At 74.2% G+C, this 16319-nt stretch carries 14 protein-coding genes; 11 read left to right on the forward strand and 3 right to left on the reverse strand.

The window, feature by feature from the left end:
- Positions 1-87: 87 nt before the first annotated feature.
- Positions 88-768, reverse strand: coding sequence for a GPP34 family phosphoprotein (locus AB0F58_RS24160; protein WP_357147030.1), 681 nt, complete (start codon positions 766-768; stop codon positions 88-90).
- A 92-nt stretch (positions 769-860) separates the two neighbouring features.
- Entirely contained in the window at positions 861-1493 is a 633-nt protein-coding gene (gene upp / locus AB0F58_RS24165) for a uracil phosphoribosyltransferase (RefSeq protein WP_357147033.1), read from the reverse strand.
- A 154-nt stretch (positions 1494-1647) separates the two neighbouring features.
- Here upp and deoC point away from each other — a divergent pair, with 154 nt between their 5' ends.
- The 9 genes from deoC to cydC all read left to right on the forward strand — a co-directional run bounded on the left by deoC (position 1648) and on the right by cydC (position 12192).
- On the forward strand, positions 1648-2607 hold the full coding sequence (gene deoC / locus AB0F58_RS24170) for a deoxyribose-phosphate aldolase (RefSeq protein WP_357147035.1): 960 nt from the start codon (positions 1648-1650) through the stop codon (positions 2605-2607).
- Between the two features lie 5 nt (positions 2608-2612).
- Positions 2613-4043 carry an aldehyde dehydrogenase family protein gene (locus AB0F58_RS24175; RefSeq protein WP_357147037.1) on the forward strand — a complete coding sequence of 477 codons (1431 nt, stop codon included), beginning with the start codon at positions 2613-2615 and terminating at the stop codon, positions 4041-4043.
- Positions 4036-4860, forward strand: a complete 825-nt coding sequence (locus tag AB0F58_RS24180) for an aldehyde dehydrogenase family protein (RefSeq protein ID WP_357147040.1) — start codon at positions 4036-4038, stop codon at positions 4858-4860. Before AB0F58_RS24175 ends, AB0F58_RS24180 begins: the two co-directional genes overlap by 8 nt.
- A 55-nt stretch (positions 4861-4915) precedes the next feature.
- Positions 4916-5320 (forward strand): BlaI/MecI/CopY family transcriptional regulator, encoded by a 405-nt coding sequence (locus AB0F58_RS24185; protein WP_357147042.1) that lies wholly within the window; start codon positions 4916-4918, stop codon positions 5318-5320.
- 10 nt (positions 5321-5330) lie between these two features.
- Positions 5331-6236, forward strand: a complete 906-nt coding sequence (locus AB0F58_RS24190) for a M56 family metallopeptidase (protein ID WP_357147045.1) — start codon at positions 5331-5333, stop codon at positions 6234-6236.
- Positions 6237-6413: 177 nt separating this feature from the next.
- Positions 6414-7667, forward strand: a complete 1254-nt coding sequence (locus tag AB0F58_RS24195) for a cytochrome ubiquinol oxidase subunit I (RefSeq protein WP_357147047.1) — start codon at positions 6414-6416, stop codon at positions 7665-7667.
- Positions 7668-7677: 10 nt separating this feature from the next.
- Entirely contained in the window at positions 7678-8685 is a 1008-nt protein-coding gene (locus AB0F58_RS24200; protein ID WP_357147050.1) for a cytochrome d ubiquinol oxidase subunit II, read from the forward strand.
- 7 nt (positions 8686-8692) lie between these two features.
- Positions 8693-10384 (forward strand): thiol reductant ABC exporter subunit CydD, encoded by a 1692-nt coding sequence (gene cydD, locus AB0F58_RS24205; RefSeq protein ID WP_357147052.1) that lies wholly within the window; start codon positions 8693-8695, stop codon positions 10382-10384.
- Positions 10381-12192, forward strand: a complete 1812-nt coding sequence (gene cydC, locus AB0F58_RS24210; protein ID WP_357147055.1) for a thiol reductant ABC exporter subunit CydC — start codon at positions 10381-10383, stop codon at positions 12190-12192. Before cydD ends, cydC begins: the two co-directional genes overlap by 4 nt.
- A gap of 11 nt (positions 12193-12203) precedes the next feature.
- Here cydC and AB0F58_RS24215 read toward each other — a convergent pair whose 3' ends face one another.
- The gene (locus AB0F58_RS24215; RefSeq protein WP_357147058.1) at positions 12204-12545 is read right to left on the reverse strand and encodes a helix-turn-helix transcriptional regulator; all 342 of its coding nucleotides are present in this window, start codon (positions 12543-12545) and stop codon (positions 12204-12206) included.
- Positions 12546-12623: 78 nt separating this feature from the next.
- Between AB0F58_RS24215 and AB0F58_RS24220 the strand changes: the two genes are divergently transcribed.
- Together AB0F58_RS24220 and AB0F58_RS24225 are read left to right on the forward strand one after the other, a co-directional pair.
- Positions 12624-13619 (forward strand): DNA primase, encoded by a 996-nt coding sequence (locus AB0F58_RS24220; RefSeq protein ID WP_357147061.1) that lies wholly within the window; start codon positions 12624-12626, stop codon positions 13617-13619.
- Positions 13620-13674: 55 nt separating this feature from the next.
- Positions 13675-16044: a transposase gene (locus AB0F58_RS24225; protein WP_357147063.1), complete on the forward strand. Its 2370-nt coding sequence runs from the start codon at positions 13675-13677 to the stop codon at positions 16042-16044.
- Positions 16045-16319 lie beyond the last annotated feature (275 nt).

A 16319-nucleotide genomic window follows, 5' to 3' on the forward strand; every position in this document is an offset into this window, starting at 1 on the left:
CCCGGCCGGCGGTGGCCGGTCGCCCGATCCCGCCGGGTCGGGCGAGCGGGTCGGAGCAGGGCGGCCGGACCGGACGGTCGGCCCGGGTCAGGCGCGCTTGCCGAGCGCCTGGTCGACCGCCTGACCGAGGGCGGCGATGACCAGTGCCACCGAGGGACGGACGACGGAGTCGTCCAGGCCGACGGTGCCGGAGAAGCCGGCTCCACCGGCGATCTCCTCCAGCCGGCGGTGGGCGTCGGCGGCGGCGTCCCCGGTCAGCCCGAGGACGGACTCCATCCGCACCGCGCAGACCAGGGTGGCCAGGGCGGCGGTCCGCTCGTCCGGCACCGGACCGCCGGTGAGCGCCTCGGTGAGTCGACGGCGGGTGTCCTGCTCCACCGACGGGTCGACCATCGGGTAGCGGTGGATGTGGATGAAGCCCAGCTCGGTCTCGTCGACGTCCCGCACGACACCGCGTCCGCAGAGATCACCGAGGATCCGGTCACGCAGACCGTGGCGCAGCCGCTGCACCCAGGAGGAGGGGCTGCGGGGGCTGTCGTCGGCGGCGATCCGGGCGAGCACGTCGTCGATGATCGGCTCACCGGTCGGCGACGGGTCGGTCGCCACCAGGGTCCCGGTGGAGTAGGCGATCCGGCCGGCGAGGGCGAGTTCCACCAGGACCGCGGCGGCCATGCCGAGGTCCAGGCTGATCCGCGGCATCGTCGCCTTGCCGGTTTCGTCGTCGTAGGCGAGGAGCAGCAGCTCTTCGGCAAGCGCAACACCAGTCATGGCCGGAGACGGTAGCGGGTGCACACCGCCTCCCGCACCCGTCTGGCGCGAGCCGTCGCCCGGATGTCCACACCGGGCGACGGAACCGCTGGTCAGAAGCGGGGCATGCCGCCGAACTGCCGGTCGCCGGCGTCGCCGAGACCGGGCACGATGAACATCTTGTCGTTCAGCCCCTCGTCGATGGAGGCGGTGACCAGACGCAGCGGCAGGCCGGACCGCTCCAGCCGCTCGATGCCGGCCGGCGCGGCCAGCACGCAGAGCACGGTGATGTCGGTGCAGCCCCGGTCGGCGAGCAGCCGGCAGCAGTGCTCCAGCGAGCCCCCGGTGGCGAGCATCGGGTCGAGCACCAGGACGGGCAGCCCGGCCAGGTCACGCGGGAGCGACTCCATGTACGCGCGGGGCTCGTACGTCTCCTCGTCGCGGGCCAGACCGACGAAGCCCATCGAGGACTCCGGCAACAGGCCGAGCGCGGCGTCGGCCATCCCCAGACCGGCCCGGAGTACCGGCACCAGCAACGGCGGGTTGGCCAGCCGGGTGCCCTCGGTGTCGGTGACCGGCGTGCTCACCGGGTACTTCTCCACCGGGAAGGAGCGCGCGGCCTCGTACACCAGCATGGTGGTGAGTTCGTGCAGGGCCGCCCGGAACCCGGCGGAGTCGGTGCGGGCGTCGCGCATCGCGGTGAGTCGCGACTGGGCGAGCGGATGGTCGATCACGTGTACGTCCACGGTCGTCCAACCTACCGAACGCCCCTCGGGCGGGCACCGGCCCGGCGGAGCCGACCAGCGCTTTCGCCGCCCTGCCCCGCCCGCTCCGGCGGTCCGGCCGAGCCCGGGTGCGTGATGAGGATCACCGATGTCCCGGGTGCGTAGACTTCCCGGCATGACGGCGACAGCGACGTCGGCCCAATCGGACCTCTCCGAGCTGGGACGATCCGAGACCGCTCTGCGGACCTTCCTGCACGGCCTACCGGGCGTGGACCAGGTCGGCGCGGAGCAGCGGGCGGCCCAGCTCGGCACCCGCTCCATCAAGACCACGGCCAAGGCCCAGGCGATCGACCTGGCCATCCGGATGGTCGACCTGACCACCCTCGAGGGGGCGGACACCCCGGGCAAGGTGCGGGCGCTGGCCGCCAAGGCGCTGCGTCCCGACCCGGCCGACCCGTCCTGCCCGCACGTCGGCGCGGTCTGCGTCTACCCGGCGATGGTCCCGTACGTGGCCGAGGTGCTGCGCGGCAGCGACGTGCACCTGGCCAGCGTGGCGACGGCGTTCCCGTCCGGGCAGGCCCCGCTGGAGGTCAAGCTCGCCGACACCCGGGCCGCCGTCGCGGCCGGTGCGGACGAGATCGACATGGTGATCAGCCGGGGCGACTTCCTCACCGGCCGGTACCGGGCCGTGTTCGACGAGATCGTGGCGATCAAGGACGCCTGCGGCACGGCCCACCTGAAGGTGATCCTGGAAACCGGCGAGCTGGTCACCTACGACAACGTGCGGCGGGCCTCGTGGCTGGCGATGCTGGCCGGGGCGGATTTCATCAAGACCTCCACCGGTAAGGTGCCGGCCGCGGCCACCCTGCCGGTGACGCTGGTGATGCTGGAGGCGGTCCGCGACTTCCGGGCCACGACCGGACGGCAGGTCGGCGTGAAGCCGGCCGGCGGCATCAAGACGACCAAGGACGCCATCAGGTACCTGGTGATGGTCAACGAGACGGTCGGCCCGGACTGGCTCGACCCGGACTGGTTCCGCTTCGGCGCGTCCAGCCTCCTCAACGACCTGCTGATGCAGCGCACCAAGCTGACGACCGGCGTCTACTCCGGTCCCGACTACTTCACCCTGGACTGAGAGCGATGTTCGAATACGCACCCGCCCCCGAGTCCCGCTCGGTGGTGGACATCAAGGCCTCCTACGGGCTCTTCGTCGACGGGGAGTTCGTCGACCCGACCGACGGCGGCAGCCTCAAGTCGATCAACCCGGCCTCCGAGGAGGTGCTGGCCGAGGTCGCCGAGGGCGGCCCCCAGGACGTCGACCGCGCGGTGCGCGCCGCGCGGAAGGCGTACGAGAAGGTCTGGGGACCGATGCCGGGCCGGGACCGGGCCAAGTACCTGTTCCGGATCGCCCGGATCATCCAGGAGCGCTCCCGCGAGCTGGCGGTGCTGGAGTCGCTGGACAACGGCAAGCCGATCAAGGAGTCGCGGGACGTCGACCTGCCGCTGGTCGCCGCGCACTTCTTCTACTACGCCGGCTGGGCCGACAAGCTCCCGTACGCCGGCTTCGGGGCGGACCCCCGGCCGCTGGGCGTGGCCGCCCAGGTCATCCCGTGGAACTTCCCGCTGCTCATGCTGGCCTGGAAGATCGCCCCGGCGCTGGCGGCCGGCAACACGGTGGTGCTGAAGCCGGCCGAGACCACCCCGCTGACCGCGCTGGTCTTCGCGGAGATCTGCCAGCAGGCCGACCTGCCGCCGGGCGTGGTCAACATCGTCACCGGGGCCGGTGAGACCGGCCGCGCGCTGGTCGAGCACCCCGGCACCGACAAGGTCGCCTTCACCGGCTCCACCGACGTCGGCCGGGCCATCGCCCGCGCGGTCGCCGGCACCCGCAAGAAGCTCACCCTGGAGCTGGGCGGCAAGGCGGCCAACATCGTCTTCGACGACGCCCCGGTCGACCAGGCGGTCGAGGGGATCGTCAACGGCATCTTCTTCAACCAGGGGCACGTCTGCTGCGCCGGCTCGCGGCTGCTGCTCCAGGAGTCGGTCGCCGAACCGGTGCTGGAGTCGCTGAAGCGGCGGATGGCGCAGCTGCGGGTCGGTGACCCGCTGGACAAGAACACCGACATCGGCGCGATCAACTCGGCCGCCCAGCTCGCCCGGATCACCGAGCTGTCGGAGGCCGGCGCGGCCGAGGGCGCCGAACGCTGGTCACCCGCGTGCGAGCTGCCCGAACGGGGCTTCTGGTTCGCCCCCACGATCTTCACCGGGGTCACCCAGGCACACCGGATCGCCCGGGAGGAGATCTTCGGCCCGGTGCTGTCGGTGCTGACCTTCCGCACCCCGGCCGAGGCGGTGGAGAAGGCCAACAACACCCCGTACGGGCTGTCCGCCGGGATCTGGACCGAGAAGGGCTCCCGCATTCTCTGGATGGCCGACCGGCTGCGCGCCGGGGTGGTCTGGGCCAACACGTTCAACAAGTTCGACCCGACCTCGCCGTTCGGCGGGTACAAGGAGTCGGGCTACGGCCGCGAGGGCGGCCGGCACGGGCTGGAGGCGTACCTCAATGTCTGAGCGGGTCGCGGTACGCAAGACGTACAAGCTCTTCATCGGCGGGAAGTTCCCCCGCAGCGAGTCGGGACGGTCGTATCCGGTGCAGAACGCCAATGTCGCCCTCTCCTCCCGTAAGGACGTCCGGGACGCGGTGGTCGCCGCCCGCGCCGCCGTGAAGGGCTGGTCGGGCGCGACCGCGTACAACCGGGGGCAGATCCTCTACCGGGTGGCCGAGATGCTGGAGGGCCGGCGCGAGCAGTTCGTCGCGCTCGGCGTGCCGGGCGACGAGGTGGACGCGGCCACCGACCGCTGGGTCTGGTACGCCGGCTGGGCCGACAAGCTCCCCCAGGTGTACGGCGGCGCGAACCCGGTCGCCGGGCCGTACTTCAACCTCTCCGCGCCGGAGCCGACCGGCGTGGTCGGCGTGGTGGCCCCGGAGCGCCCGGCGCTGCTCGGCCTGGTCAGCGTGATCGCCCCGGCGATCGTCAGCGGCAACACCGTGGTGGTGCTCGCCTCGCCGGCCGAGCCGCTGGCCGCGATCACCCTGGCCGAGGTGCTCGCCACCAGCGACCTGCCCGGGGGTGTGGTCAACCTGCTCACCGGTCGCCTGTCGGAGACCGCGCCGACGTTGGCCGCCCACATGGACGTCAACGCGCTCGACCTGACCGGTGTCACCGATCCCGCGCTGGCCACCGATCTGGAGGTCGCCGCCGCGCAGAACCTCAAGCGTGTCCTCCGGCCGGCGTCGCCCGACCACGACTGGTCCCGCGACCCCGGTCTGGCCCGCATGACCACCCTGTTGGAGACCAAGACCGTCTGGCACCCCAAGGGCACCTGACCGCCGCCCACCGCCGCCCCCACGACCTTCTACTACCGGGGGTAGGATTGGACCCGTGACACGGCTGGGGGACCTTGAGCGGGCGGTGATGGACGTGCTGTGGGACGGCGCGTCCGGCGACACCGGGGGCGGGGTGACCGTCCGCGAGGTCGCCGACGCGCTGGCCGGGCGCGAGCTGGCGTACACCACGGTGATGACCGTGCTGGACCGGCTCGCCGGCAAGGGCATGGTCGAGCGCGAGCGGGAGGGACGCGCCTGGCGCTACCGGGCGGCCGGTACCCGCGAGGGGCACATCGCCCAGCTCATGCTCGACGCGCTCGACCTCGGCGGCAGCCGCGACGCGGCCCTGGTGCGCTTCGCCCGGTCGGTCACCGGCACCGAGGCCGACGTGCTCCGGGCCGCGCTGAACGCGCAGGCGGCCCGGACGGTGGTCCCGGTCGACGAGGGTCCGGACCGGTAGGGCGCGGGCCGTGGCGTACGCCCTGCACTTCGCCGTGACGGTGCTGGCCTGCTGGCTGACCGCCCAGGTGCTCGCCGCCGCCACCTGGCCGGGGCGCAGCCCCCGGGTGGCGATCCTCTGTTGGCAGGGGGTCGGGCTGGCGCTCGGCCTCTCCGCGATGGGCGTGCCGATCGCCCTCGGGCTGACGCCGTACGACCTGCCGACCGGCAGCGCGTTGCTCGCGCTCGCCGACGACCTGCTCCACGACAGCCTTCCCCCCGGTCTGGGGGTGTTCCACCTGGCGGGTGTCGGCATCGGGTTCGGCATCGGCACGATGCTGCTGACCACCACCGCCCGCAGCATCCTTGGCACCGTGCGCGCCCAGCGCCGGCACCGGGAGCTGCTCACGCTGGTCGCCCGGGACGACCCGGCGGCCCCCGGCGCGCTGGTGCTCGACCACCCCTGCGCGGCGGCGTACTGCCTGCCCGGCATGCGCCCCCGGGTGGTGGTCAGTGCCGGCACCCTCGACCTGCTCGACCGCGCCGAGCTGGCCGCCGTGCTCGCCCACGAGCGGGCGCACGCCCAGGAGCGGCACGACCTGGTGCTGCTGCCGTTCACCGCGCTGTGCCGGGCGTTGCCGTGGTTCGGCTGGGTCCGCGCGGCGCACGAGCGGGTGGCGCTGCTGGTCGAGCTGCGCGCCGACGACAAGGCCCGCCAGACGCACGCCGAGGCCCCGCTGGCCGGCGCGCTCCGCCGGTTCGCCGCCGCCGGCAACCGGGTCACCCCGGCCGGCGCCCTCGGGCTCGGTGACCGCGACCTCGACCTGCGGGTACGCCGGCTCCTGGTCGCCGAGCGACCACCACGGATCCTCGGGACCACCGTGCTCGCCCTGACCACCACACTCGCCGCGCTGCCGATCACGCTCTTCCTGAGCTGACCGGCGGCAGCCGCTCGGGGCGGCGACCGGCCCGGCCCGATCCGGGCCATGGACGGGCGTCGAAACTGGTCCCACGACACGCGGAAGTACTACGAGAAGTAGTAAAGATGTGGATGAGTAGAGTAACTACCTGTAGGCTGCCGGCAAAATGCGACTCCCCCCATTGGAGAGCCGGCCATGGACCCACTCCTGTTAGCCCGCCTACAGTTCGCCACGACGACCTCGATCCACTTCCTCTTCGTCCTCGTGACACTCGGCCTGATCACGTTACTCGTCTATCTCCAGACGGCGTGGGTGATAACGAAGAAACCGGTGTACGAGCGACTGACCCGCTTCTGGGGCACGCTCTACGTGATCAACTACGTGCTCGGCATCGCCGCCGGCGTGGTGATGGAGTTCCAGTTCGGGCTGAACTGGAGTGGCCTGTCGAAGTACGTCGGCAACGTCTTCGGCGCGCCGCTGGCGATCGAGACGCTCACCGCGTTCTTCCTGGAGTCCACCTTCCTCGGCATGTGGATCTTCGGGTGGCACCGGCTGCGCCGGGGCGTCCACCTGGCGCTGCTCTGGGGCGTCGCGCTGACCGCGTACGTCTCGGCCTTCTGGATCATGGCTGGCAACGCCTGGATGCAGAACCCGGTCGGGTACGAGATGCGCGACGGCATCGCCCACCTCACCGAGTTCTCCGCCCTGGTGACCAACCCCGCCTTCCAGATGGCGTTCGTGCACACCATGCTCGCCGCCCTGGTCACCGGGGGCATCCTGATGGCCTCGATCAGCTCCTGGCACCTGATCCGGCGCACCGCCGACTTCGAGCTGTTCCGCAAGTCGCTGCGGATCGGCCTGGTCACCGCCGCGCTCACCGTCGGCCCGCTGCTGCACTTCGGCTTCATCCAGCTCGCCGACATGGCCCCGCTCCAGCCGACCAAGTACGGCACCCCGGAGGAGAAGGAAGCCAAGATCGCCGAACTGACCGCCACCTTCGGTCCCGGCGACTACGAACCGCCGACGCTCTTCCTGAGCAGCCTCAGCTTCATGTTCATCATCGGCTTCCTGCTGGCGCTGATCTGCCTGCAGTTCGTCCTGCTCCCCAAGGACCGGCTGATCCGGCTCCGCTTCCCGCTCTGGATCCTGCTGTTCGCCCTGCCGCTGCCCTTCGTCGCGGCCATCCTCGGCTGGCTCGCCCGCGAGGTGGGCCGCCAGCCCTGGGCCGTCTACGGGTTGCTCCGGGTGGAGGACGCGGTCTCACCGGTCAGTGGCGGTGTGATGTTCACCTCGTTCCTCGGCTTCACCCTGCTGCTCGGCACGCTCGCGGTCACCAACTGGGTGCTGATCGCCAAGCACGCCGCCCGGGGCGCGCACGACGACCTCGCGCTCGGTCGGCCGCCCGAGCAGCAGCCCGCCGACGACCGCCCCGACCCCGCCTTCGTCTGAGGAGCCGACCGTGGAACTCGCCTGGTACGCCCTCCTGGGCCTCTTCTTCGCCGCCTACCTGGTGCTCGGCGGCTACGACTACGGGACCGGTCTGATGCTCGCCCGGACCGGTGATCCGGCCACCCGGCGCGGCCTGCTCAACGCGGTCGGACCGTTCTTCCTCGGCAACGAGGTCTGGCTGATCGCCGCCGTCGGCATCCTCTTCGGGGCGTTCCCGATCCTGGAGGGGGAACTCCTCGCCGGCCTCTACCCGGCCTTCGCCGGGGCACTCGTCGGCGTGATCCTGGTCACCGCCGCCGTGCAGCTGCGCAGCCGCCCGGCCAGCCAGTGGGCACGCACCGCCTGGGACCGCGTGATCGTCGTCGGCTCGACGCTCGCCGCGCTGGGCTGGGGCGCGGTGCTCGCCGGGATGCTCCAGGGCGTACCGCTCGACGCCGACGGGCGGGTGGTCGGCATCAGCCACCTCTTCACCCCGTTCGCGCTGGCCGCGGCGGTGACCATGGTCGCGGTGGTGGCCGTGCACGGGGCGGCCTTCCTGGCCCTGCGGCTCCCCGTCGACGAGGCCGGACCGGTGGCCGCGCTGGGCCGCCGGCTGGTGCCGGTCGCCCTCGCCGCGAGCCTCGTGACCACCGTCGTGGCGCTGCTCTCCGATCGGGTACGCGAGGCGACGCAACAGCCGGTCGCCGCGATCGCCATGCCCGTACTGCTGGTGGTGGCCCTGCTGGTGGCGCTGGTCGGCTTCGGCCGCCGGCGCCCCGGTCTGGCCTTCACCGCCACCAGCGCGGCCCTGGCGCTGCCGGTGCTGCTGGTCGGGGCGACCCTCTGGCCCAACGCGCTGTACTCCACGATCGACCCGGCGGCCAGCCTGACCGTCGCGGACGCGGCGGCCAGCGGGCCGACCCTGCGTCTGTTGACCTGGCTGACGGTGCCCCTCCTGCCGGCCCTACTAGGCTTCCAGGTGATGTTGTGGTGGGTGTTCCGGGGACGGACCGGCGGCAGGGCACCGGTGTACTGGTGATGCATCGGTGAACCGTCGTCCCTTCGACCCGCGTCTACTGCGTCGGGTCCCCGCGGTCCGGCGCCATCTCGCCGTGCTCGCCGGGCTCGGCGTACTGACCGCCCTCCTGGTCATCGCCCAGGCCACCGCGCTGGCCGTCCTCCTCGCCACCGCCTTCGACGGGCGGTTGCACCGGGCGGCGCTCGCCGGCCTGCTCGCGGCGGTCGCCGCCCGCGCGGCGGTGGTCTGGGCCCAGGGAACGGTGGCGGCGCGGGCCGCGGCGACGGTCAAGGCCACCCTCCGCGCCGACCTGCTCGGCGCGGTGGGTCGGCACGGGCCGGGCTGGGTCGCCGGGCAGCGGGCCGGGCAGCTCGCCACCCTGGCCGGGCGCGGGCTGGATGCCCTGGACGCCTACTTCACCGGCTACCTCCCCCAGCTCGTGCTGAGTGTCACCGTGCCGGTGGCGGTGCTGGCCCGGCTGGTCCTCGCCGACTGGAGTTCGGCGTTGATCATCCTGGTGACGCTGCCGCTGATCCCGATCTTCGGCGCGCTGCTCGGCTGGCAGGCGCAGGCCGCCACGGAACGGCAGTGGCGTCGCCTCTCCCGTCTCGGCGGGCACTTCCTCGACATGGTGGCCGGACTGGCCACCCTGCGCGCCTTCGGGCGCGCGCGGGCCCAGGTGGACGTGGTCCGGCGGATGGCCGACGGGCACCGGGTGGCCACCATGCGGACCCTGCGCATCGCCTTCCTCTCCGGACTGGTGCTGGAGCTGGTCGCCACCCTCTCGGTGGCGCTGGTCGCCGTCCCGGTGGGCGTACGGCTGCTCGGCGGCGGGCTCACCCTCACCACCGCGCTGCTGGTGCTCCTGCTCACCCCGGAGGCCTACCTCCCGCTGCGGACGGCCGGTGCCCGGTTCCACGCCAGCATGGAGGGGCTGAGCGCGCTCAACGACGCGTTCGCCGTGCTGGAGGGGGCGGACGCCGCAGGGGGTCCTGGCTCGGCAAGAAGCGGCAGCAGGGAGCCGCTGCCACCGCCCCAGCCGGGTGAGATCCGGTTCGAGGCGGTCACCGTGGCGTACGAGCGGACCACGGCGCTGCGGGACGTCACGCTGACCATCCGCCCCGGCGAGCGGATCGCCGTCGTCGGGCCGAGCGGGGCGGGCAAGAGCACGCTGCTCGCTCTCCTGCTGGGCTTCGTCAGCCCGACCGGTGGCCGGGTCACCGTGGACGGCGTCGACCTGGCCACCGTCGACCTGGACGAGTGGCGTCGCCGACTGGCCTGGGTGCCCCAGCGGGCCCACCTGTTCGCCGCCACCCTGGCCGACAACATCCGCCTCGGCGCGCCGGAGACCCGCCCGGAGGCGCTCGCCGCCGCGGTCCGGGCCGCCGCGCTGGACGAGGTGGTCGCCGCCCTGCCCGACGGGCTGGAGACCCGGCTCGGCGAACGCGGCCACGGCCTCTCCAGCGGTCAGCGGCAGCGGGTGGCGCTGGCCCGGGCGTTCCTGCGGGACGCCCCGGTCGTCCTTCTCGACGAGCCCACCGCCCGGCTCGACACCGCCTCGGAGGCCGTGGTGCTGGACGCGACCCGTCGGCTCGTCGCGGGGCGTACCGCCCTGCTGGTGGCGCACCGCCCGGCGTTGCTCGCCGACGCCGACCGGATCCTGCGGGTGGTCGACGGGCGGGTCACCGAGCTGACCCGGACCGGGGAGGTGGTCGGATGAGCCCGGACGCCGGGCTGCCACGCCGGCCCGCCGGCAGGGACCGGGACGCGGCCGCCCCGTCGGGGCGGCTGGGGGCCGAACGGGCCGTCCTGCGGCTGGCCCGGCCGTACCTGCGCCGGCTGCTCGGCGCGGGACTGCTCGCCACCGCCACCGAACTGGCCGCCCTGGCCCTGATGTCCACCGCCACCTGGCTGCTGATGAGCGCCGCCGGTCGGCCGCCCCTGGACCGGCTGACCGTGGCGATCGTCGCGGTCCGGGCACTCGCCATCGGCCGGGGCGTGCTGCGCTACACCGAACGGCTCGCCGGGCACGACGCGGTGCTGCGCATCGTCACCGACGTGCGCGCCCGGGTCTTCGCCACCCTGGCGGCCCGCCGATCCGCCGCAGACCAACGCTCCGGGGACACCCTGAGCCGGCTGGTCTCCGACGTGGACACCGTCCAGGACCTGCTGCTGCGGGTGCTCGTACCGGGGGCCGCGGCGGCCCTGGTGAGCGTGCTCGCGGTCGTCGGCGCGGCGCTGGTGTCCCCGGCTGCGGCCGGTGCGCTCGCGGTGGGGTTGCTGCTGGCCGGCGTCGCGCTGCCGCTGCTGGCCGCGCTGCTGACCCGACGCGGTGCCGCCGAGGTGGCGCCGCTGCGGGGCGCGCTCGCCTCGGACGCGGTGGACCTGACCCACGGTGCCGCCGACCTGGCCGCCTTCGGGGCGACCGGCGCGGCCCTGCGCGCCGCGACCGGACGGGCCGACCGGCTGGCCCGGCTGGAGCGTCGCCTCGCCGCGACCGGCTTCGCGGTGGACGCCCTCGGGGTGCTGGTCGCCGGGGCGACCAGCGCGGCGGTGGTGGTCACCGCGCTGCGGGCCGACGTCTCCGGGGTGCTGGTCGGCGTCCTCGCGGTCGGCACGCTGGCCGCCGTGGAGGTGGCGTCGGCGCTGGTCGGGGCCGCCCGGCAGTGGAGCGGACTGCGGGCCGGGCTGACCCGGGTCGCCGGGCTGCTGACCGCCCCGACCGATGCCCCCTCGCCGACCGGGGACCGGCCGGTGCCCGCCGCCGGGCACCACGTACGCCTCGACGGGGTGCGGGTCCGCTACCGGGACGGCGCCCCGCCCGCCCTGGACGGGGTGGATCTCGACCTGCCCGCCGGCCGACGGATCGCCGTGGTCGGGCCGAGCGGGGCGGGCAAGAGCACCCTGGCGGCCGTCCTCACCGGGGCGGTGCCGCCGGACCGGGGTCGGGTGACCCTGGACGGGGCCGACCTGTCGACGTACCGGGCGGAGGAGCTGCCCCGGGCGGTCGGCGGACTGCTGGCCGAGGCGCACGTCTTCCACGCCACCGTCCGGGAGAACCTTCTCCTCGGCCGGGGTGGGGCCGACGACGCGGCACTGGACTCGGCCGCCCGGGCGGCCGGGCTGCTCGACTGGGTACGCGCCCAGCCGGAGCAGTGGGACACCGTGGTCGGCGAGGACGGTGGGCAGCTCTCCGGCGGGCAGCGGCAGCGGCTGGCGCTGACCCGGGCGCTGCTGGCCGCGCCGGGCCTGCTGGTGCTGGACGAACCGACCGAGGGGCTCGACCCGGCCGCCGCCGACGCGGTGCTCGCCTCGACCCTGGCCGCGGTACCCGCCGACCACTCGGTGCTGCTGATCAGCCACCGGCTCAGCGGCCTCGCCGGCTTCGACGAGGTCGTGGTGCTGGACGCCGGTCGGGTGACCCAGCGGGGGCGCCACGACGAGCTGGTGGCGACGCCGGGCTGGTACCGCGACCAGTGGCTGATCCAGGTGGCGGCCGAGCAGGGCTACCTGGCCCTGGCCCCCTGACCCGGAGGGGATCAGGCGGTGGCCGGCGGGGGCGCCTCCGGATTGAGGAACCGCCCGACGGTGGAGCTGAACTCGCGCCAGCCGGCCCGCTCGCCGGCCAGCGCCCGCCGGCCGGCGTCGGTGAGCTGGTATGTGCGCCGTTCCCGCCCGTTGACCGTGTGCCAGGAGCTGGCCACGTAGCCGGCGCGCTCCAGCCGGCGCAGCGCCGGGTAGGTCGTGCCGGTGGGCAGGTCCAGGCTGCCGCCGCTGCGGACCCGCAGCGCCTCGATGATCGCGTATCCGTGCAGCGCACCGTCCTCGAGCACCGCCAGGAGCAGGGCGTCGAGGTGTCCGTGCAGCGTCTGGCCCTTCACACCGCACCACGCTACTGACTCTCCGGGGCCTAGCCAACGGGGTGCGGGCACCAGTCCCGCCGGATCGCCCACTAGGGTATGTGCGCAGAGTCACCCGACGGCACGGACTACCGCCGGGTCAGCAGCCCGAAGCACACGGAGGTCAGCGTGGCCCGCCAGTCGCCCCAACGGCCCGACGCCGACGAGCCCCAGCTCGACGAAGCGACCGCAGCGACCGAACCGGAGGAGGCCGGCGACACCGTCGCCAGCACCGGTGAGGCGGATCGGTCGCTCTGGGAGGAGCTGCGGATCGACCCGGTGGAGATCGCGTTGCCGGCCGGTTCCGGCTTCACGCTGCGGGCGTACCGCCCGGCCCGGGAGCTGACCCCCACCGACGTCGCCGAACGGGATGCCGACGACCCGTTCCTGGCCCGCGGCCGGGAGGTCGTCGAGGAGGAGGACGACGACGAGACCGTGGTGATCCTCGACGAGGAGGTCGCGGAGGAGTTCGCCGAGGCCGACGAGGAGGAGAAGCAGTCGGCCCGGAAGGGCGACAAGGCCGGGGCGGACGCCGAGGACGACGACGAGGAGGAGGACACCGCCGGCGACGAGGAGGTGCCCGTCTTCCTCAGCCACCGGGGTCGGCTGCTGCTGTTCAAGACCCCCGAATCCCTGGTCAGCTTCATCCGCTCCGGCGCCCCGCACGACATGTCCCAGCTGGACGGCTGGAACGAACTGTCCGAACGGGTGGAACCGGCGGACATCGCCCCCCTCGACGAGGACACCTACGAGCTCGACCTCGTGGTGGAGAACCTGCGCGGCGGGCACGACACCTGGGACGCGACCCTGCTCATCGAGGCTGGCGAGGCGGCCCGTGACCTGGCGTACGCGCTGCGGCTCCCCGCCGTGCTCGACATGCTCTCCGCCGGGTCCAGCCTGGACGACCTGGACGAGGCCCTGCGGGCCACGGCCGGCGGCGGCATCGGCGCTTTCATGGGCCGCCGGCGGCTGAAGAAGATCGGTGCCCAGACCGCCAGCCTGGGGTGGCGGACCATTGTCGGGAAGATCTCTGCGGTCGTGGACTGGCGCGACTGAGCTGTACCAGGGAGCATCAGTCTCTGGCACAGAAACCCGGGAGGAGGACGACGCCGTGGCGCTCGTGCGCGTGTACTGCGGTCTTGCCTCGGCCGACTCAGCAGACCGACCGGCTTCGGCCAGTTCGACGCTGACGTCCGCTGTGGTCGACGACGCAGGCCGGCTGCTCCACGTCTGCGAGATCAGCGACGATCCGGCCGGATATGCCCGGCTCGTGGCGTTGCTGGTGGAGCGGTCAGGCGGCCCGAGCGGTGCGGCGATCGCCGCCGACAGCGACGACCACACGGTCACCTCGCTGCTCAGCGCGGCCGGTCGGCCGCTCGCGATAGCCGACGACGACTCCGTCGACGACTTCGCCGAGCGGTTCGCCGACGACGACTCGCTGGAGGAGATGCAGGCGGCGCCGGCACAGCGCCGGGCGGTCGGGCTGGCCCGTGCGCTCCAGGCTGGCGCGCTCTCCGCGGTCACCCTCCCGGCCCCCCGCGACCTCGCCGGTTACAAGCAGGTCCTCGCGGCGCACGCCGCGCTCGCCAACGGCCGGCACACCGCCGCCGTGGCCCTGCGCGAGGTACTGCGTGAGCTCTACCCGGCCGCCCTGCGGGCCTACCCCGACCCGGCCGAGCCGGTCTCGCTGGCCGTGCTCGACGCCCTCCCGGAGCCCGGCATGCTGGGCGGCACCGTCGCCCGGGGCCGGGACGTCTCGGTCGCGGCGGACGCCATCGTCGCCCACCTGGCGACCGACGGGGTGGCCGACGCCGAATCGATCAACGACGCGGTGACCGCCCTGCGGGTGGCCATCGCCGAGACCCCCCGCCGGGCGGCGGTCAGTCGGGCGCTCACCTCGGCGGTGGCGGAGACGGTGCGACAGGCCGTCGCCGCCGTCCGCGCCTGCGACGCCGGGTGCGACGCCCTGGTCGGGGCGCTCCGGGCCCGGCTCAGCGCCCCGTCCCCGGTGCCCGGACGCCGCGCCGCGCCGGCCGACGACCCCACCGAGGTCGCCGCTGGTGGCGGGCTCCGCGCGGTCGACCCGGTGCCGCCCCAGCCGACCGGGCGGCGCAGCCGGCCGGAACCGGTCGGTGCCGGTCTACCCACTCCGCCGCGGCCACTCGGCCCGCCCCCGGTGGCCCCGGCCCCGGTCGCGCCGCCGCCGTCCGCACCGGCTCCGGTCACCCCGGCAGCCTCGGCCAAGCCGCCGGTCAACGGCGCGCCGGGCCGGGGCGACACCCCCGCCCGGTGGGTGGACGGCCCGACGAACCGGCCGGTCTCGTCACCGCCGCCCCCGCCCGGGATCACCCCGATCGCTCCGGCCCAGCGGGGCAACTCGCCGGCCGACGCGGGTGAGCCGTTCCGCCCCACCCTCACCACGGCGGCGATCAACAACGCCCGGGCCGAGCGTCAGCGGACGGTCATCCCGCCGCGCCCGAAGACCACCGGGGACACCCCGACCGGCGGGTTCGCGGTCACCGACCTGAGCGTGCCGGTGCCGACCCCGCGTCCGGAGCAGGAGCCGCCGGCCCCGGGCTCCCGGGCCAACTGGCCGTTGGTCAACAACCCGGAGGACCCGGCCAACAGCTCGCCGCGCAACCCGGTCGCACAGTCCGCTCAGGAGCCGCCCGGCCGGCAGGTCGACGCGCACACCGACCCGGGCCGCCCCGAGGGCCGGATCACGCCGCCCTGGCTGGCGGACGACCTGCCCCCGGAGCCGCCGATGCTGCGCCTGGTGGAGCAGCCGCTGCACGACCGGGCCAACACGCCGGTCGACCGCGCTCCCCGCACCGTTCCCCGCCCGGAGCGGGGCGGCGACCGCGTCGACCCGAACGCCGAGCGGAACACCCGCCCCGGGTTCGAGGCCCCGGTCGACGACCGGACCGTCCTCCACCCCACCTCCGGCCCCCGGCCGGAGAACCCGCCGCTGCGCCTGGTGGACCGGAAGGACGCACCCCGCCTGCCCGAGCGGCCCACCACCGAACACCGCCGGCCCCCGGTCTCCGACGAGAACGACGGTGACCTGCTCATCTTCGCCCAGGCGAAATCGGCCTGGTTCGTCGGGCACTCGGACGACGACGACCTCGACTGGTCGAGCATGGCCGACACCGGTTGGCAGGCCGCCGAGCAGGCCGCGCAGCCGGTCAAGGGCGACGAGACGTCGGCCGGGCTGCCCCGCCGGGTACCGCAGGCCAACCTGGTGCCCGGTTCGCCGCTGCGCGAGGAGCGTCCGCTGCGGATCGTCCGGGACGCGGCGCGCATCGCCGAGAACACCACCGGCTACTTCCGGGGCTGGCGCCGCGGACAGGAGATCGGCGGGTTCGCGGTGGGTGGACGACCCGGGCGTGAGGCCGCCGGCGGCTGGGACTTCACCCGCGACCACGGCGACCGCGACGATGACCGGGAGTACGAGTTCCGCTCCGCCGGCTACCGCTCCTGAGTGGACCAACCTGCGTGTCGGCGGCCACAGACGTTGACGGTGGCTGCTCACGGACGGCGACGTCCCCCCGGTAGTACCGGCGGCGGACGTCGCCGGGGTGGGGGGCGGCTCACGGCGACACCGATGGTCGGCCCGTCCACGCCGACTTGCCGGGGTGGCTGGGCCGGCTGAGCCGCCCGCAGGGCGCCCGGCGGGTGACGCTGGCGCCCCGGGCCGGGGCTGCACGGCCACTCGGGCGTACGGGCCGTTCCCGAGGCGCTGGGCGCGCGGCCGGG

Source organism: Micromonospora sp. NPDC023956, from assembly GCF_040639195.1.
Taxonomy (GTDB): Bacteria; Actinomycetota; Actinomycetes; order Mycobacteriales; family Micromonosporaceae; genus Micromonospora.